This is a genomic window from Niveispirillum cyanobacteriorum, assembly GCF_002868735.1.
Lineage (GTDB): Bacteria > Pseudomonadota > Alphaproteobacteria > Azospirillales > Azospirillaceae > Niveispirillum > Niveispirillum cyanobacteriorum.
The window spans coordinates 520,623-547,263 of sequence record NZ_CP025612.1 but is presented as its reverse complement, the minus strand read 5'-3'; the positions used below and the strand labels follow the sequence as shown (position 1 = coordinate 547,263).

Genomic DNA, 26,641 nt, shown 5'->3' with positions numbered 1-26,641 from the left:
TTGCACTCCCTCTTGGTCAGGATTTCCGTCATCGCCCGAGGGGGAAACAGTGGCTTCCCCCTCGGGTTGTGAGGGTCAGAAGTTCACGCCCATGCGCACACCGAGGGTGCGGACGGAGTCGTAGTTGAACCGCTGTGTCAGAGACAGGGTCTTGGCATTGACGGCATCGCCAGCGTCATTGCCGATAGCGTAGGGCCTGATCTGGTTGAAGCAGTTCTTGCAGAACAAGCTGACCGACCAGCTTTCGGCCTTGATCCCCAGATTGGCGTCAAAGCGATCGGTGGTGGGAACGGTCATCCCCGGCGCAAAGCCGGAATTCAGCGGCGAACGGTGGTAATAGGTGACGCCCGTGACACCATCCAGGCTATCGGTCACCGGCACCGTGTAGTCCGCCGTCAACGTACTGGTGAACTTGGCCGACAGCGGAACCCGCAATCCGCCGGCATCGAACGTGTTGTTCACGGCACAGCTGGGATTGGATTGCAGCACATAGCACTGCGCCCCAGGGTAGGAATTGAACTTCGCATCCGTGTAGGATAGCGATGCCCCCAGGGTCAGGCCCCGCATCGGACGGGCCTGCAGGGTCAGGTCCGCACCCTTGGTGGTCGCCGTGGCGGCATTGGTCAGGGTGTTGGCCTGCAGCACCTCGTCAAATGACTGCACCTGAAGATCGGTGAAGCGGGTGTGGAAGACCGATGCGGAGATGATCAGCTTGCGGTCCAGCAGTGACGACTTGACGCCAACCTCACCCCCCTTCGAGATTTCAGGACGCACACTGATATCAGCGCCCGCCTTCGGCGATGCGTTGGAGAAACCCGGCCCCTTATAGCCACGGCCATAGAAGCCATAGACAAGGGTGTTCGGGTCAAGGTCATAGTCCAGGCCGATTTTCCAGCTGAAGTTGGTGTTATCGACATCGCCCTTGCTGACATTATTAGGAACGCCAAGCGTAACGAAATACTTCTTGGTGTTCTCCACCAGATCGATGGACGCCTTGTCATAGGTCAAGCGACCGCCGGTGGTCAGCTTCAGTTGGTCGGTCAGGGCGTAATTGAACTGGCCAAAAGCGGCATAGCTGCGCACCTGGCTTTCCAGCCGTGAATCCTGCCCCAGGAAATAAAGGTTGCTGACACCGCAAGCCGGCGGCGGCCCGGCCGTGACGGTGGCGTTCACGCAGAAAGGAAAACGCGGCAGGGCAGCTGCCGGAAGATTGTTGAAGCCGCCGCGCTGCACAGCATTGTCGGTATTGCTTTGGAAGTAATAGAGCCCCGCCTGTCCACCAAAGGGACCATCATCGGGGAGCGCCAGACGCACTTCCTGTGAGAGCTGCTCATACTGCGTGCTGTTGGTATTGACGTTCAGGAAATTGACCGGGGTCTGATCGGAATCATTCGCGTAGGAATGATCCATCTTCTTCCAGGCCGAGATGCTGGACAATTCCAGACCATCATCGAAGACATAGGCGAGCTTCGCCTGAACACCACCCATCTCGATATCACGCCAGGACTGGCCATCCTGGGCGATTTCCAGATTGTCAGCGCCGGGAACGATGCCAGCATTGCCTAGGATCGTCCGATACTGCGTATTGGCGCCCAGCGTCCGGTAGGTGGTATCCCAGAAACCTGATATGCCGGTGCGCTTGAAGTAGTCACCGCCGAGATTGACGGTAAAGCCATTGCCGGGATCGCTCAGGAACTTGATGCGGGCGCCCTTTTCCTCAACATCATCCTCATACCGGCCCACAGGCTTGATGACGTTGCGGACCAGTGAATCCTGGGAACTATAGGTGCCCGCGACACGAAGGGCGCTGGTTTCCGTGACCGGAACATTCAGGGCCGCACGATTGCGGATGCCAAGGCCGTTCGATCCAGGCCGGAAACGGCTGGTTCCCTCGGCATCAATGAAGCCGCTTGTCTCCCCCAGAACCGGATTGGCGGTCGTGATGTTGACCAGACCTGCAGAGGCGTTCTTGCCGAACAGCAGACCCTGCGGACCGTTCAGAACCTCAACCCGTGCAACATCATAGAAGGCATTGGCAGCAAAGGCGGGAATGCCCAGCACAACATCGTCGACAACCTGCGACACGGTGGACTCAACGGTCGGCGCATAGGTGTTGGTGCCAATGCCGCGAATGGAGAAAGTGTCATCGATGCCGGTCTGCAGGCTGGGCGTCAGTTTGGTGATCGAGGCCAGATCATTGACCCCATTGGACTCAAGCAGGTCCGCCGACACCACCGCCACGCTGGTCGGCACCTTCAGCACACTTTCGCTGCGGCGCTGCGCCGTCACGATGATTTCAGCAAGCACATCATCCTGGGCGGCTGGAGCCTGCGCCAGAGCAAAGCCGGGTACCATGGCGGCACACGAGGCCAGCAGCAGCATCTTGATCGACTGACACGTTCTCATTCTTGGATCTCCCTAAGCTTTATCTTGATTTTGTGAACCCCAGTTCGGGCGTGACGGCGCAAAGCCCCGGAAGCACGCCGGGGCCCAACCTCACCTCCATCAAGAGACTGGCCGACTTTTGGCCACCGCTATTCTCTTGCGCCAAATCCGAATTGGAATATAATTTTAGTATGGCTGTTGAAGGACGATGTCAAGTGCCCTTGTTTGCCCCCCGAATGAATCCTTACCCCGAAAGTCCGTCAGACCGCTAAGGGGGTGGACGTTACAGCGTAAGTCATTGATCTAAAATAATTCGCCTACCCATCCCTAAATGCACTCCACGGGTTGGAAGCGGCGACGACGGAACAGTCGGCGGGTCAAGGAACAGAAATTCTCTCGCAACGGACGTTGCGAAATGTGCCGTCTTCGGAGTAAGCAATGCTTATGGTCAAACAGCTGAAATCGCCTGAAAACGGACAATCCCCGGCGCGATCCCGCCGGGCTTCCGTGCCATCGGGCGATCCGGTTCTGCTCAACCTGGACCGGGAACCAGTCCAGGGGCGCAGTCAGGCGTCATTGAAGCGCATGCTGACCGCCGCCCGCGACCTGATGCTGGAACGCGACGGCGAGGAATTCACCTTGAACGAGGTGAGTAACACCGGCAGCGTCTCCATCGGCTCCATCTACCATCGGTTCAGCAGCAAGGACGAACTGGTCCGCGCGGTTCTTGAAGCCGAAATGCATGAGATTGAGGCAGCAGAAACCCTGGTCCAGCAGCAATCACTTGACCGCTCCTCCTCGCTGGATCAGTTCATCAAGCTCTATGTTCTTGATTTTTTTGAGGTACTGAAGCGCAACTCGCTTTTCATCCGCCTCAATATCCGCCGCGCCGCCACGGACCCTGCCGCCGCCACGCTGGGTGACCTGCATGAACAGCGGGCCGCGAAGCGGTTGCGTGAGGCGCTGAAAACGTTCGCGAATGACATTCCGGGCGATCTGGACCTGAAGGCATCCTATGCACTGCATATGATCTTCTTCGCCCTGGCCTGGCAGCTGACACCGGAAACCCAGCGCCCAACCAAGCCACAGCAGCATCCGGACTGGGTGGTCCAGGAACTGTGCAAGATGATCAGTTCCTACCTGAAGAACTGACCGGCGCCTGCGCCACACTGCGCGACCGCAAAACCATCCCCGGCTTTGGAAAGTGAACATCATGATCACGCCGAAGGGCCTTTCCGCCATTCGTCTGGCCGCAACTCTGCTGCTAGTATCCCCGGTGCTTGCCGGAGAGCCGGATAGCATATTGGACCAGCAGTTCCGCAACCCACCGGCAGAGGCACGCCCGCATGTCTGGTGGCACTGGATGAATGGGAATGTCAGCGCCGACGGGGCAAAGCTTGATCTGGAATGGATGAAGCGGGCCGGGATCGGCGGCGTCCAGCTTTTCGAAGGCAATCTGGAAACGCCGCAACTGGTTCCTGAACGGCTGATCTATATGTCGCCGGCCTGGAAGGATGCCCTGCGCAGGACTGTCGCAAAGGCGCAGGAACTGGGGCTGGACGTCGCCATCGCCTCCTCCCCCGGATGGAGTGCGACGGGCGGTCCCTGGGTCACGCCCGAAGCCGCGATGAAGAAGCTGGTATGGAGTGGCACCACCGTTACGGGGGGGCGAAAGCAGCGCATTTCATTATCACCGCCGCCGGATGTGGCCGGACCCTATCAGGACGTTCCGCGAAACCTGATCAAGCCGGGCAGCGGTGATGGACCGGCCTTCTACCGGGATATCGCTGTTCTGGCCTGGCGGACACAGAACGATCCCATGCCCCCGGCGCAATTCACGGCCAGCAGCGGCACGGTTCCCGGCCACTTGATGAACGACGAGCACTATGGCGAGACAATCGACCTACCCTTCAGTGGCCCGTCATCAACCGCCTGGGTCATGCAAAGTTTCGAAAAGCCGGTCACCATCCGCTCCGTCGTGGTCGGGCAGCCGGGTGCGCGCGGGTTTGGTTCCCCCACCCCACCGCTGATCCGCTTGGAGGCCAGTGACGACGGCGTCGCCTTCCGCGAAATCTCCGCCCTGCCCGCCACACGCTCGCCTGTTCGCTCCGCCTCCTTCGCGCCGGTGACGGCACGGCATTTCCGTCTAACCCTGTCGGTGGAGGCCTCGTCCGCTGTTGGTCCGCCCCCGGTGGCATCCGGTGTGGCCATGCCCCGCTTTCCGGCACCCCCGGCAAGCTACCGCCTTTCCGAATTCCGCCTGGACAGCGCCCCGCGCGTCCATAGGGCAGAGGAAAAGGCCGGGTTTGCCACCGTTCCCGACTATTACGCCATCGCCACACCCGCCGAAGCCGTTGGTGGCGCACCGGCACCGGGGGATGTTATCGACGTGACCCGTCACCTGCGGTCCGACGGCACGCTGGATTGGACCCCGCCCACCGGGCAATGGCGTGTGGTCCGGTTGGGCTACTCCCTGACCGGGCATCAGAACGCGCCGGCGCCGAAGGAAGCGACGGGGCTGGAGGTCGACAAGCTGAACGCCCGCCATGTGGGGGACTATGCCACCCAGTATTTCGGCATGTACCGCGACGCGGTGGGGCCGGAACTGATGGGGGACAAGGGGATCCGCGCCCTGCTTTCCGACAGCATCGAGTCCGGGCCGCAGAACTGGACCGACACTATGCTGGCCGAATTCCGGTCCCGGCGCGGCTACGACGCCCTACCCTGGCTGCCAACCCTGACCGGTGCAGTGATCGGCGGGGCGGAGGCGAGCGACCGCTTCCTCTGGGATTTCCGCCGCACCATCGCGGAACTGCTGGCCGAGAACCATTATGGCGTACTGGCCAGGGCGGCGCAGGAACAGGGACTGACCTATTACGCCGAAGCGCTGGAGGATCAGCGCCCGCAGCTTGGCGACGATATGGAGATGCGGCGCCATGCCGATATTCCGATGGGCGCCATGTGGACCCTGCCCAAGGGGGGACAGCCCGAGCCCACCTATATCGCCGACCTTCAGGGTGCGGCATCGGTGGCCCACCTTTATGGTCAGAAACTGGTGGCCGCCGAATCCTTCACGGCTTTTGGACAGCCCTGGGCCTTCTCCCCCCGCGACCTGAAACCGACCGCAGATACCTTGTTCGCCCTGGGGGTCAACCGGCCGATCATCCACACCTCGCCGCATCAGCCCTTCACAGACGGGCGGGTCCCTGGCCTGGCGCTGGCTACCGTACTGGGCCAGTATTTTAGCCGGGGTGAAACCTGGGCCGAACAGGCGCGGGGCTGGACCGACTATCTGGCCCGCTCCTCCTACCTGCTGCAACAGGGGCAATCGCAGCGGGACATCGCCTATTTCCATGGGGAAGAAGCACCGATCACCGGGCTTTATGGTGAGCGCCCGCTGAACGAAGTCCCCGCCGGATACGCGTTCGACTTTGTCGGGGCGGACGCGCTGCTGAACCAGCTTTCCATGGAAAACGGGGACCTGGTGGGCAAAAGCGGCGTGCGCTATCCCATTTTGATGCTGGGCGGTTCCAGCCGGATGATGACACTACCTGTCCTGCGCCGGATCGCGGCCTTCGCGGCGGCGGGCGCCACCATCGTGGGGCAGAAACCTTTGAGCACGCCGAGCCTTGCCGATGATGCAGGTACGTTCCGGATACTGGCCGATCAGCTCTGGGCGTCAGGCCGCATTCACCCCGATCTGGACGCAGCCCTAAAGACCCGCAACCTGACACCGGACTGGGATGCCGGTGCCTTGGCGGGGGATATCCAGGTGCTGCACCGCCGTCTGCCAGATGGCGACTTGTATTTCGTCAGCAACCGCAGTGCAGCGCCTCTCAACGGTGAGATCAGCTTCCGGATCAGCGGCAAGGCACCGGAACTGGCGCGGGCCGAAGCCGGTCGCATTGATCCGGTATCTTACCGGATTTCGGATGGGCGCACCCATCTGCCGCTGACAATGGACGGGCACGAGGCATTTTTCGTGCTGTTCCGCAAAGCCGCCCTGACGAACAAGCTGGACCTGCAAACCCCACACCTGGGGCCTATGCTTGAACTGACGGGGCCATGGGAGGTGCAGTTCCAAGCGCAACGCGGTGCCCCCACCCAAAGCCGCTTCGACCGGCTTATGTCATGGACGGATCGGACAGAACCAGGCATCCGTTACTTCTCCGGCACAGCCACATACAGCCGGACATTCGATCTGCCAAAGGGCCGAGCCGAACAAAGCCAGCCGGTAATGCTGGACCTTGGCGTGGTGCGGGACATTGCCGAGATCAGCATCAACGGCCAACCCGTGGGCATGCTATGGCATCCGCCTTACCTGATGGAGATCACATCCCATCTGAAGCCGGGCCGGAACCGGATTGACGTAAAGGTGACCAATCTTTGGGTCAATCGCCTGATCGGCGATGCCCAGCCAGGGAGGGAAAAGGTCACCTACACCCAGGCCCCCGCCTATAGCGCGGATGCCCAACTGCTGCCTTCCGGTCTTCTGGGACCAGTACAATTGCTGACGCGATAAGCCCCCATTCCGGGTCGGCGAACCGACCCGGAAACAGAACCGTTGTCAGAACCGGGCCTTCAGTTCCACACCAACCGTACGCGGCGGAGCCTTGGTGGTGAAGTTGAAGACGGTGGTGTTGGGGACGACCAGCACGACACCATCGACATTGTAGCGCTTGTCGAACAGGTTGCGGGCATAGAGCGTGGCGCCCCAGGTCTCGTTCTCCACACCCAGGCGGACATTGACGAGGTCCAGGGCCGGTCGTTCCGTGCCCGGCGTGTTCAACGTGTCAAAGAACATCGGGCCGGTGCGGTTATACTCCACACGCGTCGACAGATCATAGTCGGCGAAGACCGGCACCGTGTACTGCGTACCCAGGATCACGTCATACTTGGCCGTGAAGGGGAAGCGGTTGCCAACCGTCTGCGGCAGTTCGGCATTCTTCTTGATCTCACTGTCCAGATAGCCATAGCCGAAGAACAGGTCCAGACCCTCGGCAATGCGCGCCTGCCCGTCCAGTTCGAAGCCCTTAATCTGGTTGCGGTCCACAATGGAGATCACGCGCGACAGGGAGAAGGGGAAGAACTGGAAGAACTGTGCGTTTTCGACCTTCGTGCTGAACGCCGCGACATTCAGGGTCAGACGTCCATCCAGCAGACGGCTTTTCACGCCGGCTTCATAGGAGGTGGAGCTTTCCTTGCCGAACTGATCCTGTACCGTGGTGTTGCGGACACCATCGACATTGATGATGTTGAAGCGGCTGCCCAGCGGATTGAAACCGCCCGAACGGAAACCCTCGCCATAGGTGGCGTAAAGCGAGACATCCTCCGTGGCCTTCCAGCGCAGGGAGACGCGCGGCTGTGCGGCGCTGAAATTATCCGACCGAACCAGACCAGTGACATTGGGAATGGGGGAGTAGGCGGCCGGAGTCAGGTTCTTGGACTTACGGTCTTCCTTGTCGTACCGCATGGCTGTTGAAATTTCGAGTTCGGGCGTGATGTCATAGGCCAACTGACCGAACAGGGCCCAGGCCTCGTTGGCATTGTCGGTCCAGGTAACTGCCACGATGGGGTTGGCGGGACCGCCCAGCGGATCGGATACAATCACACCCTGCCCCAGATCATTGCCGCGGTTTAGCACGACCTCGCGGTTGAACTTGATGTAGTAGGCACCGGCGATATAGCGCAGGCGGTTCTCACCCGGCGAGGTGAAGCGCAGTTCGAAGGATGTATCGTCCTGATTACGCTCCTGATACTGCGTCCCATCGCGCAGGGTGGGGCCGTAGCCTTCGATCAGGGCGGGATTGGTGAAGAAGGCCGACGGGGCCGGACCACCGGGGAACGGCACGCCGAACAGCGCCAGATCGACGGCGCCTTCGCCACCCATATTCTCTTTCAGGTCATGATAGGCGGCGGTGAAGGTCAGGGTGCCGGCATCGCCGTTCCAGTCGATCTTGCCCGACAGGTCTACGCGTTCCTGATTGTTAAAGCTGCGAACATTGCCCGCATAGGGGATGGACGTGTCCTTGATGTTTACGCCGTTGACGAAGCCGGGCGTGCCCGCCGTCTGGTTGTTGAAGTTGAAGGCGTAGCCATCAATCTTGCCATAGCCAGCGGACAGGTCGACCTCAATATCCTCGGTTGCCTTATAGACCAGACGGCCACGCACCAGGCTTTCGGTGAAGGGATCTTCCTTCTCCTTCAAGGTAATATTGTCGTAATAGCCCTTGCGATCCTTGTGTACAGCCGTGATGCGGGCGAAAAGCTTGTTCTCTACCAGCGGACCGCCGACATAGCCGCCGACTTTATATTCATTGCCGCGGAACTCGTAACCTGCCTGCACCTGACCCTCGGGCGTGTCGCCGGGCTTCTTGGTGTTGACCAGGATGGCGCCACCAATAGCGTTACGGCCATAGATCGACCCCAGCGGCCCCTTGATCACCTCGATCTGCTCAATATCCACCATTTCCTGGTTGAAGGCGTTGGGATTGGGCACCAGCACGCCGTCCAGAACATAGGCAAAGGGCGGTTCGGCATCGCGCGGCTGGATCACGCCGCGGATATGCACCTGACTTTCACCGACATTCGTGGTCTGCAGAAAGCTGACATTGGGCGTCAGAGCCAGGAAGTCAGCCGGACCGGAGATGCCGGCCTTCTCAATGGTCTCGGATGTGAAGGCTGCCACGGCGACCGGGGTTTCGCGCGCCGTCTCGTTCCGCTGGCGGGCGGTAACAACGATCTCCTCCAGCATGATCGGGCTGCTGGTGCCCGCCGACGGAGCGTTCTGCGCCTGGGCCGGCATATTGGATACAATCATGGATGCACAGATGGCCGTGCCAGTCAGCAGGTGGCCTAAGGAAATGCCGTTGCGCATGATCTCTTGTCTCCGCTGTTCTATGGATTTTATTGATTTTCCGGGGTTGGCCCGACTATCCGCCGTACCGCTCGCCTCAGCAAAAACTTATATGAGATTCCGCTTTCGGCAAGCACCGATGCATGACATTGTATACTTTATGGATGGAATGTGACGCGAAAGCCGCGCTGGCCCCCAAAGGCTGCGCAGCGAAGGGAACTGTCACTCAACGTACCGGCCCGGCAGAACGGATGGGTGGTGCGAACAGGGTTCCTTGCGCTAAGAACAAGCGTCACACCGCCGGGACGGAACCCACCAGGACATACAGCAATGAGTAATGCCGTCGAAAAGGCCTATGCCGAAATCCGCGACGCCATCCATGCCGGCCGATTCCCCCCCGGCGCGCACCTGAAGGAAGGCGAACTGGCCGACCTGATCGGGGTCAGCCGCACGCCAATCCGCGAGGCGCTGCGTCGGCTGAATGCCGAAGGGGCGGTCAAGTTCATGCGCAACCACGGCGCCTTCGTCGCCGACTGGTCGATGGACGAGATCAAGGAGATCTTCGACCTTCGCGCCATGCTGGAAGGTTACGCGGTCGAACGCGCCGCCGAACGGGCCGCCCCAGAACAGGTGGCACGCCTGCGTCAACTGGCGGAGGAGATGCTGGCGCTGGAAGCCAAGGGAACGCCCGACGCGCTGGCCCGCATCGCGGAGGCCAATGGCGAATTCCACCGCCTGATCATCCAGGCCGCCGGTACACAACGCCTGTCCCTAATGATGTCGCAGGTGGTGGAGGTGCCGTTGGTCCTGCGCACCTTCCACCGCTACAACGCCGAGGCCCTGCGCCGCAGCCTACGCCACCATATGGAGATCGTATCAGCGTTCGAGGTGCGCGACGGCGCCTGGGCCGGCTCCGTCATGCGCAGCCATATCGCCGCAGCCTGGCATGCGATTGAGGCAAGCCGGGCGGAGAAGGCGATGTCGGTGCGGGAGGCGGCGGAGTAAACGGCGGGACCGGGGAACCGACCCCGCCGATCAACCTCATCACGCCGCCCGGACACTCTCCTGGTGTGCGGGATCAACCGGGGCAGGTAGGCCCGTTTCAGCGACGCAGCGTTCACGCAGTTCCTCGATCCCGCCGCCGAAATTGAACAGCTCGGTCTCGCCGCGGGCCTTGCGCAGACTGTCGCGCAGGGCCTCCGTCGCCACCGCATCCACCGCCCTGCCAGCAGTCAGAACCACGCCATAGCGCTTGGCCCCTTCCACCGTGACCAGCCCACGCTTGACGTCTGCTGCCACCAAGGCCGGATCGCGGGCCAGCGGGTCGCCCCAGCCCCCACCGCCCCAGGTGTCGAATATCAGCAGGTCGCCGGGGCGCACCTGGATATCGTCGATCTTGGCGGCCAGGACCTTTTCCGAGCCATCAGCGCGGATCAGGACACGGCGAGAGCGCCAGCCCGGTTCGCCGCCATTCACGCCCCAGGGATAGGTGAACCAGCGGTCGTCATGAATGGCGATGGCGCCGGGCTCCAGAAAACGATAGGCGATGCGCACGCCGTTGCCGCCGCGATGCAGGCCCGGCCCGCCGCTGTCGGGAATGGTCTCATACCGCTCAATCCGCAGCGGGAAATAGGCTTCCAGGAACTCGTTGGGCACATTGGTGAAATTGGGCCACAACGAATGACCGTCCGGCCCGTCACCGAACGGCCGGCCCGGAATGCCGCCGAACCCGATCTGGAACAGTTGATAATACTTGCCCGACCCGCGATAGCTGCCCGACAGCATCAAATGCGGGGAGGACGAGAAGCCGGCAGCGTTCAGGAATTCCGGCGTGCGCTGGCCCAACAAGGCCCCCAGCACGTCGAACACGCGGCCGATACCATGGGTACGGCAGGAGAGTGCTGCCGGATATTTCGGCTTCAGCAGCGATCCTTCCGGAATGCGCGTTTCCACCAAATCATAGAAACCATCGTTGAACAGGATCTGCGGATCAAAGACCATGATCATGTAGATGCCGAAGAACATCTTCAGCATGTTTTCATTCAGGTAGAAGTTGATGGAGCTTTCCGACTGGGGCGAAGTGCCTTCCCAGTCCAGAATGACCTTCTCCCCCTCGCGCCACATGGTGGCTTTCAGCTTGTAAGGTCCATAGCCGCGGCCATCGTCGCAGATATAATCCTCAAAGCTGACCTTCTCCTCACTGATCGAGGTCGCGATCAGCTTGGCCATGGCGCGTTTGTTTCGTTCCAGCAACTCTCCTGTCGCAGAAACAAACGTCTCGGTTCCGAAACGGCTGCATAGCTCCGTTATGCGCCGCGCGGCGATGCGGCAGGACGCGATGATGGCGTTCAGGTCCGACCGGCACCAGTCCCGTGTGCGGGTATTGTTCAGCACCAGTTCCAACAGATCCTCGTTCAGCACGCCCTTGCGGTACAGCTTTACCGGCGGGATGCGGATGCCTTCCTGGAAGATGGAGGTGGCGTCTGTGGGCAAGCTACCCGGCACCTTGCCACCGACATCGGTCTGATGCCCGAAATGGCAGGTCCAGGCGACCAGCTTGCCATCCTTGAACACGGGCAGGATAACCAGCCAGTCATTCAGATGGCTGATGGCCCCTTCGACCGAATAGGGGTCGGACAGCCAGATGACGTCCCCTTCCTCGATCGTGCCCTTGTAGTTCTTCAGGAAGCCGCCCAGAAAGGAGCCGAACTGCCCCACCACCATCTTGCCTTCATTATTAGCAATCAGGGGGAAGGCGTCGCCCTGTTCGCGGATGCCCGGCGACATGGCGGTGCGGAACAGGGTGGCGTCCATTTCGGCCCGCGCGTTGCGCAGGGCGTTTTCGATGATGTCCAGCGTGATCGGGTCGATGGCGATCTTCTGAAACGGGGTCGGGTTGGTTTCGATGATCTTGGCAACCATGGGTCTGTCCCTCTTTCCAGAAGTATCGTCAGGCGGCGGCGAGCGGGCGGATCAGAATCAGCCCGTAATCGTCAACCTCCGCCCCATGGTCGGGCAGCAGCACGGTCGTACTGTCCATCTCACAGATGATAGCAGGGCCCGTGATGAAATCCCCTGCCTTCAGCTTGGCCCGGTCATAGATGATTGCCGGATGTTCCTTGCCATCAGCCCAGATGGCATGGTCGCGCACCTTGGCCGCCGACGGATCGCCATTGCCCTTGTGCAGCTTTTCCAACCGGATGGCCGACGCCTTGCCCAGGGCTGTGGCGCGCACGGTCACCAGTTCACGGTCACTGTCCAGGCAGAAGGTGAAAAGCCGTTCATGCTCCTTGTCAAACGCGACGGCCAGCGCTTCCAGCCCGCCCTCGGCAAACCCGTCCAGGGAAACGGGCAGTGACACCTCAAACGCCTGACCGGAATAACGCACGCCGGCCTCGAAGCTTACCTCCTGATCGGCCTCCGCCACCCCCTCGGCCAGCAGTTCGCGGGCCACGGCAGCACGCAGGTCGGCCAACAGGCCGGCAACATCCCCATTGCTGACATCGGCAAAAACCTTGCCCACCGACTTGGCCCGTTCGGCGCGCAGCCGCGTGGTGGCGTCACCGAAGGCACAGAGCACACCCGGGCTGGGCGGCACGATGACTGGCCAACTGCCCAGCAGCTTGCCCAGCGCATTGGCATGCAGCGGCCCCGCCCCGCCAAAGGCAACCAGCGCGAAATCGCGCGGATCGTAGCCCTGCTGGACAGAGATCAGGCGCAGCGCCCCCATCATCGTCTCATTGGCGATGGAATAGATGCCGTTGGCAGCTGCCGCCAGATCAATGCCCAGCGTATCGGCAATCCCCTGCACCGATGCTGCCGCCGCCGGTCGGTCCAGCCGCATGGTGCCGCCCAGCAACTCCTCCGGCAGGTAACCCAGCACGACATTGGCATCGGTCACGGTGGGCTTGTCCCCGCCACGCGAGTAGCAGACAGGGCCGGGCACGGCACCAGCCGAGGCCGGTCCGACACGCAGCGCCTTGGTCAATTCAGGGACAAAGGCGATGGAGCCGCCGCCGGCACCGACAGTACGGATATCCAGAGAAGTGGCGCGCACCTTCAGGTCGCCGCATTCGGTCTCCCGCGCCAGACGCGGCTGACCATTTTCGATCAGGGCAACATCGGTGGAGGTCCCACCGACATCCACAGTCAGCAGGTTCTTGAAGCCCGACTTGCCGCAGACCCAGAGGGCGCCTGCCACACCGCCGGCAGGACCGCTCATCAACAGGTTGACGGGATGGTCCTGCGCCTTTTCAAAGCTCATCAACCCGGCGTCGGAGCGCAGCAGGTTCATCTGCCCGTTCATGCCGGCCTTGTTCAACTCGGCCTTCAGGTTGCGCACATAATTGGCCACACGCGGGCGGACATAGGAATTGGCGACGGTGGTCAGGGCACGTTCATATTCCTGCATCTCCGGCAGGACCTCGGACGACAGTGACACGGGCAGGTCGGGGAAAATCTCCCGCGCGATCTGGCCGGCCCGCACCTCATGCGCGTCGTAGCGATAGGCATTGATGAAGGCGATGGTCAGGGCCTCGATCCCCTCCCCCTTCAGGCGTTCCAGCGCCACACGCAGGGCAGCTTCGTCCAGCGGCGTGACGATGGACCCGTCGGCGCCAATGCGTTCCGGCACTTCCACCGTACATTCCAGCGGGGCCGTCAGCGGCGGCTTGTTCCAGACGATCCAGCCGGCCAACCCGCCGGGTACGAAGCTACGTGCGATGTGCAGGACCTGGCGGTAGCCGTCAGTGGTCACCAAACCGACGCGCGCGCCCGTACTGGTAAGCACCGTGTTGGTGGCAACAGTCGTGCCGTGCATGAACAGCTGCACATCCTTCGGGTCAATTCCCGCCTTGGCACAGATTTTCAGGGTGCCAGTGACGACAGCGACCGATGGATCATGTGGGGTGGAAGGCACCTTGTCGCGGAAGGTTTCACCCGTCTCATCCTCAATCAGCAGCAGGTCCGTGAAGGTTCCCCCCACGTCCACGCCGAGCCTGTAAGCCATTCTAAAACTCCTGTTCCCGAATGTTTTCTGCTTTTGATGCGGCGTGGATTTTTCCCGCCGCTATTGAATGTTCGTCGGCGGCGGAAAGATGCCCGCCCGGCCCAGCATGGCCGGATTCCGGCGTCCGATAATCCCTTCCAACCAACTAGCGGCCCCAATGGCGGCGGCAAGGTCCACGCCTGTCCCGATCTTCATGCGGTTCAGCATGTAGACCAGATCCTCGGTCGGGATGTTACCCGTGGCTGCCGGCGCGAAGGGGCAGCCGCCAATGCCACCCAGCGAACTGTCCAGCACGCCCACACCGGCCATCACGGCGGCATAGGCATTGGCGATGCCAGTGTTGCGGGTATTGTGGAAATGGGCGCGTAACCGGATACCGGGTAGCGCCGCTGACACGGCGGCAAACCGTTCCACAACATCAGCGGGGCTGGCGACGCCGATCGTGTCGGCCAGCGCGATTTCATCCACACCATGGTCGGCGGCGCGTTTCGCCACCTCTACTACACGCCCAACAGGTACCTCCCCTTCAAAGGGGCAGCCGAAGGAGGCGCCGATAGTGATGCTGGTCGGCATCTTCGCGGTCTGGGCCGCCGCAGCCACCTCTGCCCAGCCCGCCAGCGTCTCTATCGTCGGGGCGCCATTGTTGCGCTGACTAAAGGTATCAGACGCAACCAGGACGTAGTTGACCTCCGTCACCCCGGCGGCCAGCGCCCGGTCGAATCCGCGCCCATTCATGGCCAGCCCTATATAAGAGACGCCATTGTTACGCGGCAAAGCCGCCAGCACCGCCTCAGCATCCGCCATCTGCGGCACCCGCTTGGGGTTCACGAAGCTGGTCACCTCGATCCGCCTTGCACCCGCCGCAATGGCGCGGTTGATCAGTTCCACCTTTTGCTCGGTGCTGACGGGAGTGGCTTCGTTCTGCAATCCGTCGCGAGGGCTGACCTCGACGATTTCCACCTGGGAAGGCATCCGCTGCTTCCTTGCTACAGGCATGCGGGCATGCCGCCCGACGCGCCCCAATCACACTCGAATGTATACAACCATGCGACACAGGACCCTGACAAGAGGATTTAAACAGCAGATTTAAGCCCCACCACCCCTTGCCATCCGGCCTTAATATGTGCATCTTTTAGCACAATTCCAGTCACCCGCCCTTTACCGGCGGACACACTGACCGACAAAACCGAATGTATACATTGATCGGGAGACAATGGTGACGGACCAGAGCATCGACGCCAATGACGGCATGGGTCAGGTGGCCAAGCGCCAGGGCCCCCTGACGGACCTGCGCGTGATCGAGATGGGGCAGCTTCTGGCCGGCCCCTTCTGTGGTCAGCTGCTGGCCGATTTTGGTGCGGAGGTGATCAAGCTGGAACAGCCCGGCAGCGGTGACCCGATGCGTGAGTGGGGTCGGGAAAAGCCGCATGGCAAGTCGTTGTGGTGGCCCGTGGTTGCCCGCAACAAGAAGTCGGTAACGCTGAACCTGCGTGAAAAGCAGGCGCAGCAGATCGTACGTGATCTGGTGGCCAAGTCCGATATCCTGATCGAGAATTTCCGTCCCGGCACCATGGAACGCTGGGGCCTGGGTTATGACGTCCTGTCGCAGATCAATCCCAAGCTGGTGATGGTCCGAGTCACAGGCTTCGGTCAGTCCGGTCCCTATTCGTCCCAGGCCGGCTATGGCTCCATCGGGGAGGCCATGGGCGGTCTGCGCTATGTCGTGGGCGATCCGTCTACGGCCCCCTCGCGCATGGGCATTTCAATCGGTGACAGCCTGGCAGCCACCTACGCTGCCCTTGGCGCCCTGATGGCGGTCCATGCGCGCGAACGCACGGGTCGGGGCCAGGTGGTGGATAGCGCCATTTACGAGGCTGTACTGGCCATGATGGAAAGTCTGGTCACGGAATATGACCAAACTGGTTACGTACGTGAACGTACGGGCCCCATCCTGCCCAATGTAGCGCCCAGCAATGTCTACCCGGCAAGCGACGGCCAGATGATCCTGATCGCCGCAAACCAGGACACCGTGTTCAAGCGTCTGGCCGAAGCCATGGGCCGTCCGGAACTGGCTACCGACCCGCGCTATGCCACCCATTCGGCGCGCGGTGCCGTGCAGCAGGAACTGGACGACCTGATTTCTGATTGGACGCGCACGGTTGAATCCGGCCTGCTACTGGACCTGATGGAGAAGCATGGGGTACCCGCCGGCCGCATCTATCGTGCACCGGAGATGATGGAAGACCCGCATTTCAAGGCGCGGCAGAATATCATCAAGGTGGCGCACCCGATCTTTGGCAAGCTGGCCATGCAGAATGTGGCCCCGCGCCTGTCCGATACGCCGGGCGGGGTGGTTCATCCCGGACCGGAACTGGGTGAGCACACGGTGGAGGTGCTGGGCGGTATTCTGGGGCTGGGCGAGGACCGCCTGGCCGACCTGAAAGCGGCGGGGATCATCTGACCATGGCCCAGGATCTGGATGCCGATTATGCACAGGCGGGGTTCGGGAACCGGCTGGGCTGGGGCAAGCGCCCCGCCCTGCTGATCATCGATTTCGTGAATGCCTATCTGGACCCCGCCTGTCCGCTCTATGCCGGAGTGGAGAAGGTGCGGGGTCAGGCGGCAACGTTGTTGCTGGCGGCCCGCGCAGCGCGCACCCCGGTCCTTCACACCAACGTCGCCTACACGCCAGGCGGTGTGGATGGCGGCGTTTTCTTTCGCAAGGTCAAGGCCCTATCCTGCTTTGAACGCGGCCTACATCCGCACTGGGCATCCTTCGCGGAAGGATTGGAACCCATCGCGGGGGAACCCGTGATCACCAAGCAATATGCCAGCGCCTTTTTCGGCACCTCCCTGGCCTCCACCCTGGCGTCCAGTGGGATTGACACATTGTTGATCGCGGGCTTGTCCACCTCGGGCTGTGTCCGCGCCTCAGCACTGGATGCCTGTCAGCATGGGTTTGTGCCCCTGGTGGTGCGAGAGGCCGTTGGCGATCGCGACGCACGTGTGCATGAGGCCAACCTGTTCGACCTCCACGCCAAATATGCCGATGTTATCGGGCTGGAAGAAGCAGTGACCCACTTGGGCGCCCTTGAGGCTTAGGCAGTCCCGTATCCCTTCTCTCGATGGCGATTTATTGGCTTGGATGTCAATTTCCCCTTCATAAAGGCACGGGAAAGTGTCAATGTTGATTGACACTCTTCGGGGGAAACGTGTCCCATGCCTAAGCCGTTTCCATTCTCCGCCATCGTCGGTCAGGAGGATATGAAGAAGGCGCTGCTGCTGGCTGCGGTTGAACCGTTGCTGGGCGGGGTGCTTGTCATGGGTGACAGGGGCACAGGCAAATCGACCGCTGTGCGCGCCCTTGCCGAACTTCTTCCGAAGATCGAGACGCGCACCAACTGCCGTTATAACTGTCAGCCGAATGACCCGCAGCCGGCCTGCGCCCGCTGTCAGGCTGCGGGGGCGGAAAAGCCGGCATTGGTGAAAATCCGCACGCCCATGGTCGACCTGCCGCTGGGCGCGACGGAGGATCGGGTCTGCGGATCGCTGGATATTGAAAAGGCACTGGTGGCGGGAGAACGGGCGTTTGAGCCGGGCCTGCTGGCCGCCGCCAACCGCGGCTTTCTGTACATTGACGAGGTCAACCTGCTGGAAGATCACCTTGTTGACCTGCTGCTGGATGCGGCGGCATCCGGTGTCAACGTGGTGGAACGAGAAGGCTTGAGCATCCGGCACGCCGCCCGCTTCGTTCTGGTCGGCAGCGGCAACCCGGAAGAAGGCGACCTGCGGCCCCAACTGTTGGACCGGTTCGGCCTATCGGTGGAAGTACGCACTATCATGGACCTGAAGCAGCGGATTGAGGTGATCCGCCGCCGCGATGACTATGAAACTGATCCGGAAGCATTCGTGGCAAGCTGGGCCAAGCGGGACATCGCCATCCGCAGCCGGGTCGTGGCCGCGCGCAAGATCATGAAACAGGTCGCGGTACCCGATGCCATCCTGTTCCGCCTGTCACAGCTATGCATGCGACTGGGCATCGATGGGATGCGCGGTGAACTAACCCTGATGCGGGCGGGGCGCGCATCGGCGGCGCTGGATGCGCGCTTGGAGGTGAACTGGACGGATATCGAGGAGGTGGCACCGATGGTGCTTTGCCACCGTCTGCGCCGCGATCCGATGGACGAGGCGGGAACCGCCCCCCGGATCGAACGCGCCCTGGCGGCGCTTGATGTCGGGCACGGCCATGCATGAGGATGGCGACGGCCCCTTCGACGCGTTGCAGCGGCAAAGTGAGGATCGCTGGCGCGACGCAATGATGGCGGCGCGGATTCTGGCAGTGGCGGGTCCGCAGATCGGGGGACTTTGGCTGACGGCGCGGGCCTCGGGCATCCGTGATCATTTCCTTGACCATCTCTGCACCCTGACACGGCCCTGGCGGGCGACAAGGCTGCCGCCGGGTACCACCGCTACGGCGCTATGCGGGCACCTGGATATTGCCCGCTCCACGGCGGCAGGGCGCATTGTCTGGGACAGCGGCATCCTGGCCGCGGCGGATGGCGGCATCCTGTTCATTCCTATGGCCGAACGGCTGGATCCTGGGGCGGCGGCCATGATCGCGGAGGCCATGGACACCGGTACCTGCCCCCGGTTGCGGCCAAACGCCAACGAAGCGCGGCACACCAGCCGCGTCACCATCGTGGCTCTGGACGAGGCATCGGCACCGGAGGAAATGATACCGTCCTGCCTGTCCGACCGGCTGGGTCTGCATATCCAGCTGGATGGCGTGATGCTGCAAACCATTACTGCGGTGGTGCCGGACACGGCGCTGGCTTCTGCAACGGACTGGCGCTTGGTCCGCCTGGACGATGGCATGCTGGAGCAGCTTTGCGCCATCACCAGTGCGACTGGTCACATGTCTGTCCGTGTCCTCCATCACGTATCCAAGGTGACACGCATCCATGCGGCCCTTGGCGGGAGGTCGGTTGCGGAGGCACAGGATGCCGTGGCGGCCCTGCGTCTTTGCCTGGGCGTGAGTCTGGCGCAAAGCCAGCCGCCAGCTGACCAAGCTCCACCGCCACCGGAATCCGCCGCCGCGCAGGACGCACAGAGCCAACCCCCGCCCGGAGACGCCAGCGAAAGCGACGGCGATGGAATGCCGCAAGAGCTGGATAGCCTGACGGAACTGCTGGCCGCTGTGGAACAGGGGGCGGTGGACGGCCTGACCTTGACGGTCGGCGAACGGGCGGCTCGGCAGGGCAGTCGTACCGGCAAGGGCGGGGCAACGGCCCGCAATGTCCGGCGCGGTCGCCCCTTCGGCAGCAGCAATACACCGCCCTTCCCCGATGCCCGGCCCGATCTGGTGGAAACGCTTCGCGCCGCCGCCCCCTGGCAAAGGCTACGCACCCGCCTGATGGTGGCACAGACCGGGGCCACTCCCCCCGCCCTGCTGATCCGGAAGGAGGATTTCCGCTATCGCCGGCGGCAGCATCAACAGGCATCGACAGCCATTTTCGTCGTGGATGCCTCGGGCTCCACGGCGCTGGAACGGCTGGGCGAAACCAAGGGGGCCATCGAACAATTGCTGGCCAGTTGTTATGTCCGCCGCGATGAGGTGTCGTTGATCGCCTTCAGGGGCAAGGCCGCCGAAATCCTGATGCAGCCGACCCGGTCACTTGTGGCCGCCAAACGCAAGCTGGCGGCCCTGCCGGGCGGGGGACCGACGCCGCTCGCCTCCGGGCTGGAGCGCGGGTTGGAAATGGCACTGGCCGCGCGCCGCCGAGGCAGCACGCCGGTCGTGGTGGTCATGACCGATGGTAGCGGCAATATCGCCCTGGATGGCACCGCCGACCGCGCGCTGGCCGGACGTCAGACGGAAACCATTGCCCGGCTTTATCGCGCACAAGGCTTGAAATCCATCTGCATCGATATTGCGCGACGGCCGCGTGACAGCGTCACCAATCTCGCGGGTCTGCTGGGCGCTGACCTGCACCTTCTGCGTCAGGCCAACGCCGCCCACATGTCGGAGATTGTCCGTGCCTCTATGCATCGGGGGCCACCGGTATGATGGACAGCAGCTGGCTGGACTGGAACAGGGACGGACTGGACTGGCCCCATCGGGCCGCCAGCTGCTTTGTCGATGCCGGCGGCCTGCGTTGGCATGTGCAGGAAATGGGGCCAGTCGACGCGCCGGTCATGCTGCTGCTGCACGGGACGGGCGCCGCCAGCCATTCCTGGCGTCATCTGCTGCCGGTCCTGGCCGCTACACACCGTGTCATGGCGCCCGACCTGCCCTGTCATGGCTTCACCCGGCCACAGCGTTGGCCCGACCTGTCGCTGAACGGCATGCGGATGGCGCTGCAGGCGCTGATGACCGCCCTTGGCATTGTGCCAGCTGTCATCATCGGTCATTCGGCGGGTGCCGCCATCGCGGTATCATTGGGCACGGGCGACGCGGTCAAGCCGCCCCCCAAGGTGGTGACCATCAATGGCGCCTTTCGGCCCATCCGGGGGGACCGGGTCTTCTCCCCCCTGGCGAAGGCTTTGTTCGCGGCCCCCCTGTCGGCCAGCCTGTTCGCAGCGGTGGCACGGGGCGGCTGGTTCGGCGACAACCTGCTGACGGCCACCGGATCGCAGATCGACAATGCCGGGGCATTGCTCTATCGCCGCCTTCTCACCTCCTCCGGTCATGTGCGCGGTGCACTGGGCATGATGGCCGCATGGGATCTGACACGGTTCGATGCCTTGCTGGCGGCCCTTCCCGTCCCGCCCACGCTGATCGCCGCAAAGGACGACCCCATGGTTCCCTGGTCAGACACGCGCCATGCGGGGGATATTGCGCGGGATGCCCGGTTAAGGCCGGTGGATCGTGGCGGTCACCTTCTGCATGAAGTCAGGGCCGACATGGTCGCGGGACTGATTTCCGACGCCATACATAACTGCCCCACCAACAGGGTGGATGCCGCATGAACATGATCACCCCCCATGTCAGGCCCGACGCCCAGGCACCCGACCCGTCACGGCCACAGGCCGTGGTCATCGGTGCGGGTGTCGGCGGCCTGTCGGCGGGCGCCCTGCTAGCAGCACGAGGCTATGGCGTCACCATCATCGATCCGCTGGATGCACCGGGCGGCCGGGCCTACGCCCACCGGCAGGATGGTTTCGTCTTTGATGCCGGCCCGACCATCATCACCGCACCGTGGATGTTTGAGGATTTGTGGCGCGACTGTGGTGGGCGCCTATCCGATGATGTGCAGATCCGGCCCTGCAACCCATTCTATAAAATCCGCTTTGATGACGGTGCTTGGTTCAACTATTCCGGCGACCCTGCAGCCATGGAGGCAGAGGTTGCACGTTTCGATCCCCGCGACGTTGCGGGTTATCGCAGCTTCATGGATGAAAGCCGCCGCATCTATGAGGTGGCTTTTGAACAACTGGCCGATCAGCCTTTCCACAGCCTGACCTTCACCGCCAAAACCCTGGCAAGGCTGGTCCGCCTGGGTGGGTATCGTTCCGTTTATTCGGTTGTTTCCAAGCATTTCAGGAACGAGCGGCTTCGCAACATCTTCTCCTTTCATCCGCTGCTGATTGGCGGCAATCCCTTTTCCGCCACCTCTTTCTATTGCCTGATCGCGCATCTGGAGGGGCGATATGGGGTGCATTATGCCGTAGGGGGCACAAATGCTCTGGTCCATGGCATCGCCAATCTGGTCCGCCGCAATGGCGGCGTCATCCGGTTGGGAGAGACGGTTGAAACCATCCTGACCCAGGGTCGCCGGGCCACGGGCGTGCGCCTGAAATCGGGAGAGATCGTGCCAGCGGACATCGTCATCTCCAACGGTGACCCGGCCACAACCTATGGCAAGCTGTTGAGCCAACATCCCCGCCGCCGTTGGACCGATGCCAAAATCGCGCGCGGCGATTATTCGATGGGGCTGTTCGTCTGGTATTTCGGCACCAATCGTCGCTATGACGATGTCGATCACCACACCATGCTGTTCGGCCCCCGGTACAAGGGCCTGTTGACCGACATCTTCAAGCGGCAGCATCTGGCCGATGATTTCAGCCTCTACCTGCACCGCCCCAGCGCCGTGGACCCCAGTGTAGCGCCTGACGGCTGCGACGCCTTCTATGTGTTGAGCCCGGTTCCAAACCTGGGCGGCACCACAGACTGGCAGGACATGGCGGAAACCTATCGACAACGTATCGCGGCCCATCTGTCGCGCACGCTTCTGCCTGATCTGGAGCGCCATGTCGTCGTGTCCAAGATGGCCACGCCGCTGGATTTCCGCGATCGGCTTCTGTCTTGGCAGGGGGCGGCATTCGCGCTGGAACCGAAACTGCTGCAAAGCGCCTGGTTCCGGCCACATAACCGCAGCGAGGAGTTGGACAATCTTTTCCTGTGCGGTGCCGGGACGCATCCGGGCGCTGGGCTGCCCGGTGTTTTGTCGTCCGCACGGATCGTGGATGGGCTGGTTCCAGATGCCGCCGCGGTCACCAGTTACGGCAGCGGGAGTAACCGACCGTGAAAGACAGGTTACCCGCCAATGATTGCAACGATATCAGGATTTCATCCGACGGCCCTGACAAGGCTCGCTTGGCCCCGCGACGGACGGTGGACATGAATTACGGCTTTACCGGTGACGGGGTTGATCTGGATGCCTGCACCGCCTCCATTCGGCGTGGATCGAAATCGTTTCACATCGCCTCCCTGTTGTTGCCGCGCGGCACACGCCAGGCGGCTCACGCGCTCTACGCCTTCTGCCGCCATTCCGACGATCTGATCGATGATCAGGCCCGGCGGCCCGACGCCCTGCTACGCCTGCGGCAACGGCTGGACAGGATTTATGAGGGCGTGCCCTGCGACCATGCCTGTGACCGCGCCTTTGAACGCATTGTGAGCGGTCACAGCATTTCCAAGACCATCCCTTTGTCCCTGCTGGACGGGTTTGCCATGGATATGGTGGACCGCCGGTACCGCAGCATTGCAGAGGTAAAGCAATATGCGGCGCGGGTGGCCTCTACTGTTGGGCTGATGATGTCGCTGGTCATGCGAACCGGCGATGCCTGGACCCTGGCGCGGGCCGCCGACCTGGGCCTTGCCATGCAGTTGACCAATATCGCCCGCGATGTGGGAGAGGATGCACGCAATGGCCGGCTCTACCTGCCGCTGGACTGGCTGCGTGATGCCGGGATAGAGGGCGATGCCTTTCTGCGCGATCCCCGTTTCACGCCGGCGCTGGCCGGGGTGGTGAAACGGCTGCTGGATGAGGCGGATCGCCATTACCTGTTGGGTCATGCCGGTATTGCCCGCCTGCCCGCTGGCTGCCGGCATGCCATCCGCACCGCCGCCCTGACTTATCAGGATATCGGGCGCTGCATCGCCCAAAACGGCTATGACAGTGTTTCCCAGCGGGCCCGGACCACGCTGCCCCGCAAACTGTCCCTGGTGTTGCGGGCAAGCCGGCCTGTCATCCTGGCACCGGATACCAATGCCATGGCCGCATCGGCGCCCGCCGATCCATCGGTTGCCCGCCTTGTTGCCGCCGCCGCCGACGCTTTTGCATTGGCGGAAGGCCGGCGTGTGACGACGCAAAGGCAGGGATCACAGATCGAACGGGTAACCACCATCCTGATGGATTTGCAGCAGCGGCGGCTTGAGGATCGGCGCATACGACGGCTGCAACGCTGGCAGAAGGTGGCGCATCTTGGCTGAGAATTATTTCGGCCTGATCGAGGCGGGAATGGTCTTCGGCCTCGCCATCGCCTTCTATATCTGGCAGCGGCGTGACCTGCGCCGGTATGAAAAGCAGGATCGCGCCGCACGGGAGGCCAAACGAGCCAAGGCAGATAACAAGGCCCCGTGAACTCAGCCCGGCCGCGCCCGACGCGGCATACGGAAGGGCAGCATCAACCGGACCAATGGGTTGGACAGCCGGCGGCAATCCAGCGTCTCGTGCACCATCTCAAGACGCTGTCCGGCTAACGTGGTCTCAATACAGGCCCTTGTATAAAAGGGCGAATCCTCCAGCCGCTTAACAAGCGTCGGGGACCAGTCCACGTCACAGGCAACACCACTGCGCACGCCCCAGAACCCACGCGGCAGTTCCTGACGCGCCGGCAGATCAAGGATATCTGGCGTCCCTGAAGTGCTGTACCGAAGCGCCAGACGGCGGGGCGGCCCAACGCGCGGTACGGCATCATAAAGGATGACGGCATCCCCCCCGGTACCCACATTACCCCGCGCCCAGTCCCAGCCGATGAAATCCTGTTCAACCGGGCGCTGACCGTAATTCATGTCATGATAGGCACGCCCCCGCCAGCCGCCGCCCGGCAGCGCATCGCAGCTGACAATCGCCGTGGCCTTGGGCATGCGGGGGGACCAGACGTGCCGCCCCTCCGAATCCAGGTCGACATAGCCGTCGCTGACAATATCCGGGTGCAACTCAACCCGTCCGGTGACCCGCCGTGGCAACAGGCGCTGCCCCGGCCAGGGCAGGGCCGTTTCCGTGAAATCGATCACCAGCCTGCCATCGTGCATCACCATGCCGCTGGACCCGATCCGCAGGTGATTCCGCCCACGGTCCAGACTGGCCTGCCCGCGTTCGGTCATGCACCAGATATTGCCGTTAGGGCCATAGAGCGCGACATTAAAGGCGACGTGATCATCGGGCCGCTCCCGCCCGGACCAATGATAATAGGGGGAGAAGACGGAGCCGATGAAGGCAATGATGGTCAGGGCGTAGTGTCCGCAGTCACTGACCGCATCGGCATACCACCAGTGATAGCCACCGGGCGGGACCGGCCGATCAAAGCCCGGTCCGCCATCAATCGTTCGGCGGCGATCTTGCCCGACAGGGCCGCCATCGGCACCCCTGGCCCCGGATGCACGCTGCCCCCAGCCAGATACAGGCCCGTGATCGGGCCCTGCGACGATGGCCGTCGGAAGGACGCCATGGCGCCATGCGATGCCATCCCGTACAGCGCGCCGCCCGTACCCGGAAACAGACGGTTGAACCCGTCCGGTGCCGTGATCGACATCACCTGCCTGTCCAACAGCAGGGGCAGCCCGTTGCGGGCCAGACGGCGTTCCATCGAAGACAGACATCGGTCGATCTCGCTTTCCGTGTAGGCATGGCCATCACCGTCCGCCGGCATGTTCATCAGGCTGTAAAGCCGTTCCCCGCTCCCCGCCGCCGTCCCGCGCAAGGCGCCGGCGTCGGTGCGGTCCTGGGCGCAGACATAGATTGTGGGGTCCGCCGGTGGGCGATGCTGGCGCAAGATGGCGTCGAATTCCGCCTTGTAATCGTCGGAGAAGAAGACTGTGTGATGGGCCAGCGGCACGCCCGATGGGATGGCCGGACCGCAGGCCACCAGTGCCGACAAAGACCGCTGCCCTACCCGCCGGCGGGGTACCTTGCCCGGGTCCAACAGCTGGGCCAGGGCCGCAGCATCACCATTGAAGATCACCGATGCCGCCCTGACCTGCCGCTGCTGGTCGGTCGTGACACCCGTGATGGCACGGCCCGAACGGTCCTTATCGATGGACACGACATTCTCTGCGAACCGGAACACGACCCCCAGGCGTTCCGCCACCGCCATCAGGCGCCGTGCAAGGAGATGCATACCGCCCTGGACGATCCACACACCATCCTGTTCCACATGCGCCACCAGCATCAGCGTGGCCGGTGCCAGGAACGGTGACGAACCGCAATAGGTGGCATAACGCCCGAATAATTGCCGCAGACGCGGATCTGCAAAATAGCCCGACAGCGCCGACCACAGCGTGCTGTAAGGCTTCAGCGCCAGCAGCGACCCTGGCCGATGCAGCCCGATACGGGCTGACAGCGATAAGGGATTGGGCCGGGGCGCATCAATAAAGCTGCGTTCCAGCAATCGGTAGATGCGGGCGCTGTCATTGGCGAAACGTCGGAAACCAGCGGCCTCACACGCGCCCGCGAAATCGCCAATGGCATCGGCGTTGCGGTCAACATCCGCGAACAGGTCCAACCCGTCCCCGCCCCGCCAGTAATGCCGGGCCAGCAGATCGGAGCGGACCAATGCCACCTCCGTCTCCAACGACGTGCCGCATCGGGAAAGAAGCGTATCGAACACCCACTTCATAGTCAGAACGGTCGGACCGGCATCGAATGAATGCCCGCCAGCCGTTACCTGCCGCAGTTTTCCACCCGGCCCCGCCGCTCCATCGATCACCACGACCTTGAAACCGGCACTCGCCAGAACCAGGGCAGCCGACAGGCCGCCCATCCCGGCACCAACGATCACCACGTCATTTTCAGTTCCGCCGCTCACGCCCGTCCCTCGCGGATTGACATTCGCTTAAGGTGTGTCAATTTAGATTTACACTTTTTATCGTCAAATGAAATTGACAA

At 62.5% G+C, this 26,641-nt stretch carries 18 protein-coding genes; 11 read left to right on the top strand and 7 right to left on the bottom strand.

Going from position 1 to position 26,641, the window contains the following annotated elements:
- Positions 1–75: 75 nt before the first annotated feature.
- Complete coding sequence (locus C0V82_RS18270) at positions 76–2,406, bottom strand: TonB-dependent receptor (protein ID WP_199772590.1); 2,331 nt, start codon at positions 2,404–2,406, stop codon at positions 76–78.
- A 417-nt stretch (positions 2,407–2,823) separates the two neighbouring features.
- Here C0V82_RS18270 and C0V82_RS18265 point away from each other — a divergent pair, with 417 nt between their 5' ends.
- The gene (locus C0V82_RS18265; RefSeq protein ID WP_102113866.1) at positions 2,824–3,537 is read left to right on the top strand and encodes a TetR/AcrR family transcriptional regulator; all 714 of its coding nucleotides are present in this window, start codon (positions 2,824–2,826) and stop codon (positions 3,535–3,537) included.
- A gap of 61 nt (positions 3,538–3,598) precedes the next feature.
- The gene (locus tag C0V82_RS18260; protein WP_102113865.1) at positions 3,599–6,907 is read left to right on the top strand and encodes a glycosyl hydrolase; all 3,309 of its coding nucleotides are present in this window, start codon (positions 3,599–3,601) and stop codon (positions 6,905–6,907) included.
- Between the two features lie 45 nt (positions 6,908–6,952).
- Here the strand turns inward: C0V82_RS18260 and C0V82_RS18255 are convergent, their stop codons facing one another.
- Positions 6,953–9,262: a TonB-dependent receptor gene (locus tag C0V82_RS18255; protein ID WP_102113864.1), complete on the bottom strand. Its 2,310-nt coding sequence runs from the start codon at positions 9,260–9,262 to the stop codon at positions 6,953–6,955.
- A 309-nt stretch (positions 9,263–9,571) separates the two neighbouring features.
- Between C0V82_RS18255 and C0V82_RS18250 the strand changes: the two genes are divergently transcribed.
- Positions 9,572–10,246 (top strand): GntR family transcriptional regulator, encoded by a 675-nt coding sequence (locus tag C0V82_RS18250; protein WP_102113863.1) that lies wholly within the window; start codon positions 9,572–9,574, stop codon positions 10,244–10,246.
- A gap of 39 nt (positions 10,247–10,285) precedes the next feature.
- Here C0V82_RS18250 and C0V82_RS18245 read toward each other — a convergent pair whose 3' ends face one another.
- The 3 genes from C0V82_RS18245 to C0V82_RS18235 are packed head-to-tail and all read right to left on the bottom strand — an operon-like array spanning position 10,286 to position 15,221.
- A complete protein-coding gene (locus C0V82_RS18245; protein WP_102113862.1) occupies positions 10,286–12,163 on the bottom strand; it encodes a hydantoinase B/oxoprolinase family protein in 1,878 nt (625 codons plus the stop codon).
- 28 nt (positions 12,164–12,191) lie between these two features.
- Entirely contained in the window at positions 12,192–14,249 is a 2,058-nt protein-coding gene (locus tag C0V82_RS18240; RefSeq protein ID WP_102113861.1) for a hydantoinase/oxoprolinase family protein, read from the bottom strand.
- Between the two features lie 60 nt (positions 14,250–14,309).
- Entirely contained in the window at positions 14,310–15,221 is a 912-nt protein-coding gene (locus C0V82_RS18235; protein ID WP_102113860.1) for a hydroxymethylglutaryl-CoA lyase, read from the bottom strand.
- A 241-nt stretch (positions 15,222–15,462) separates the two neighbouring features.
- Here C0V82_RS18235 and C0V82_RS18230 point away from each other — a divergent pair, with 241 nt between their 5' ends.
- From C0V82_RS18230 to C0V82_RS26975, 8 genes are all read left to right on the top strand, one after another.
- On the top strand, positions 15,463–16,710 hold the full coding sequence (locus C0V82_RS18230; RefSeq protein ID WP_199772589.1) for a CaiB/BaiF CoA transferase family protein: 1,248 nt from the start codon (positions 15,463–15,465) through the stop codon (positions 16,708–16,710).
- Between the two features lie 2 nt (positions 16,711–16,712).
- On the top strand, positions 16,713–17,351 hold the full coding sequence (locus C0V82_RS18225; RefSeq protein ID WP_102113859.1) for an isochorismatase family protein: 639 nt from the start codon (positions 16,713–16,715) through the stop codon (positions 17,349–17,351).
- A gap of 117 nt (positions 17,352–17,468) precedes the next feature.
- Positions 17,469–18,503, top strand: coding sequence for a magnesium chelatase ATPase subunit I (gene bchI / locus C0V82_RS18220; RefSeq protein WP_102113858.1), 1,035 nt, complete (start codon positions 17,469–17,471; stop codon positions 18,501–18,503).
- On the top strand, positions 18,481–20,316 hold the full coding sequence (locus tag C0V82_RS18215) for a VWA domain-containing protein (RefSeq protein ID WP_102113857.1): 1,836 nt from the start codon (positions 18,481–18,483) through the stop codon (positions 20,314–20,316). Before bchI ends, C0V82_RS18215 begins: the two co-directional genes overlap by 23 nt.
- Positions 20,313–21,218, top strand: coding sequence for an alpha/beta fold hydrolase BchO (gene bchO / locus C0V82_RS18210; protein WP_102113856.1), 906 nt, complete (start codon positions 20,313–20,315; stop codon positions 21,216–21,218). The genes C0V82_RS18215 and bchO overlap by 4 nt, the downstream gene beginning before the upstream one ends.
- Entirely contained in the window at positions 21,215–22,777 is a 1,563-nt protein-coding gene (locus C0V82_RS18205) for a phytoene desaturase (RefSeq protein WP_199772588.1), read from the top strand. The genes bchO and C0V82_RS18205 overlap by 4 nt, the downstream gene beginning before the upstream one ends.
- Positions 22,778–22,869: 92 nt before the next feature.
- On the top strand, positions 22,870–23,964 hold the full coding sequence (locus tag C0V82_RS18200; protein ID WP_102113855.1) for a phytoene/squalene synthase family protein: 1,095 nt from the start codon (positions 22,870–22,872) through the stop codon (positions 23,962–23,964).
- Entirely contained in the window at positions 23,957–24,115 is a 159-nt protein-coding gene (locus C0V82_RS26975) for a hypothetical protein (RefSeq protein ID WP_158660027.1), read from the top strand. The genes C0V82_RS18200 and C0V82_RS26975 overlap by 8 nt, the downstream gene beginning before the upstream one ends.
- A gap of 2 nt (positions 24,116–24,117) precedes the next feature.
- Here C0V82_RS26975 and C0V82_RS18195 read toward each other — a convergent pair whose 3' ends face one another.
- The gene (locus tag C0V82_RS18195; RefSeq protein ID WP_245924279.1) at positions 24,118–24,861 is read right to left on the bottom strand and encodes a carotenoid 1,2-hydratase; all 744 of its coding nucleotides are present in this window, start codon (positions 24,859–24,861) and stop codon (positions 24,118–24,120) included.
- A 122-nt stretch (positions 24,862–24,983) separates the two neighbouring features.
- Entirely contained in the window at positions 24,984–26,561 is a 1,578-nt protein-coding gene (crtD, locus tag C0V82_RS18190; RefSeq protein WP_102113854.1) for a 1-hydroxycarotenoid 3,4-desaturase CrtD, read from the bottom strand.
- Positions 26,562–26,641: the final 80 nt, after the last annotated feature.

Excerpts from the sequence above, each read along its gene's own strand:
- C0V82_RS18270 (WP_199772590.1), bottom strand. The coding sequence starts at position 2,406 with ATGAGAACGTGTCAGTCGATCAAGATGCTGCTGCTGGCCTCGTGTGCC.
- C0V82_RS18265 (WP_102113866.1), top strand. The coding sequence starts at position 2,824 with ATGCTTATGGTCAAACAGCTGAAATCGCCTGAAAACGGACAATCCCCG.
- C0V82_RS18260 (WP_102113865.1), top strand. The coding sequence starts at position 3,599 with ATGATCACGCCGAAGGGCCTTTCCGCCATTCGTCTGGCCGCAACTCTG.
- C0V82_RS18255 (WP_102113864.1), bottom strand. The coding sequence starts at position 9,262 with ATGCGCAACGGCATTTCCTTAGGCCACCTGCTGACTGGCACGGCCATC.
- C0V82_RS18250 (WP_102113863.1), top strand. The coding sequence starts at position 9,572 with ATGAGTAATGCCGTCGAAAAGGCCTATGCCGAAATCCGCGACGCCATC.
- C0V82_RS18245 (WP_102113862.1), bottom strand. The coding sequence starts at position 12,163 with ATGGTTGCCAAGATCATCGAAACCAACCCGACCCCGTTTCAGAAGATC.
- C0V82_RS18240 (WP_102113861.1), bottom strand. The coding sequence starts at position 14,249 with ATGGCTTACAGGCTCGGCGTGGACGTGGGGGGAACCTTCACGGACCTG.
- C0V82_RS18235 (WP_102113860.1), bottom strand. The coding sequence starts at position 15,221 with ATGCCTTCCCAGGTGGAAATCGTCGAGGTCAGCCCTCGCGACGGATTG.
- C0V82_RS18230 (WP_199772589.1), top strand. The coding sequence starts at position 15,463 with ATGGTGACGGACCAGAGCATCGACGCCAATGACGGCATGGGTCAGGTG.
- C0V82_RS18225 (WP_102113859.1), top strand. The coding sequence starts at position 16,713 with ATGGCCCAGGATCTGGATGCCGATTATGCACAGGCGGGGTTCGGGAAC.
- bchI (WP_102113858.1), top strand. The coding sequence starts at position 17,469 with ATGCCTAAGCCGTTTCCATTCTCCGCCATCGTCGGTCAGGAGGATATG.
- C0V82_RS18215 (WP_102113857.1), top strand. The coding sequence starts at position 18,481 with ATGTCGGGCACGGCCATGCATGAGGATGGCGACGGCCCCTTCGACGCG.
- bchO (WP_102113856.1), top strand. The coding sequence starts at position 20,313 with ATGATGGACAGCAGCTGGCTGGACTGGAACAGGGACGGACTGGACTGG.
- C0V82_RS18205 (WP_199772588.1), top strand. The coding sequence starts at position 21,215 with ATGAACATGATCACCCCCCATGTCAGGCCCGACGCCCAGGCACCCGAC.
- C0V82_RS18200 (WP_102113855.1), top strand. The coding sequence starts at position 22,870 with ATGAATTACGGCTTTACCGGTGACGGGGTTGATCTGGATGCCTGCACC.
- C0V82_RS18195 (WP_245924279.1), bottom strand. The coding sequence starts at position 24,861 with ATGACCGAACGCGGGCAGGCCAGTCTGGACCGTGGGCGGAATCACCTG.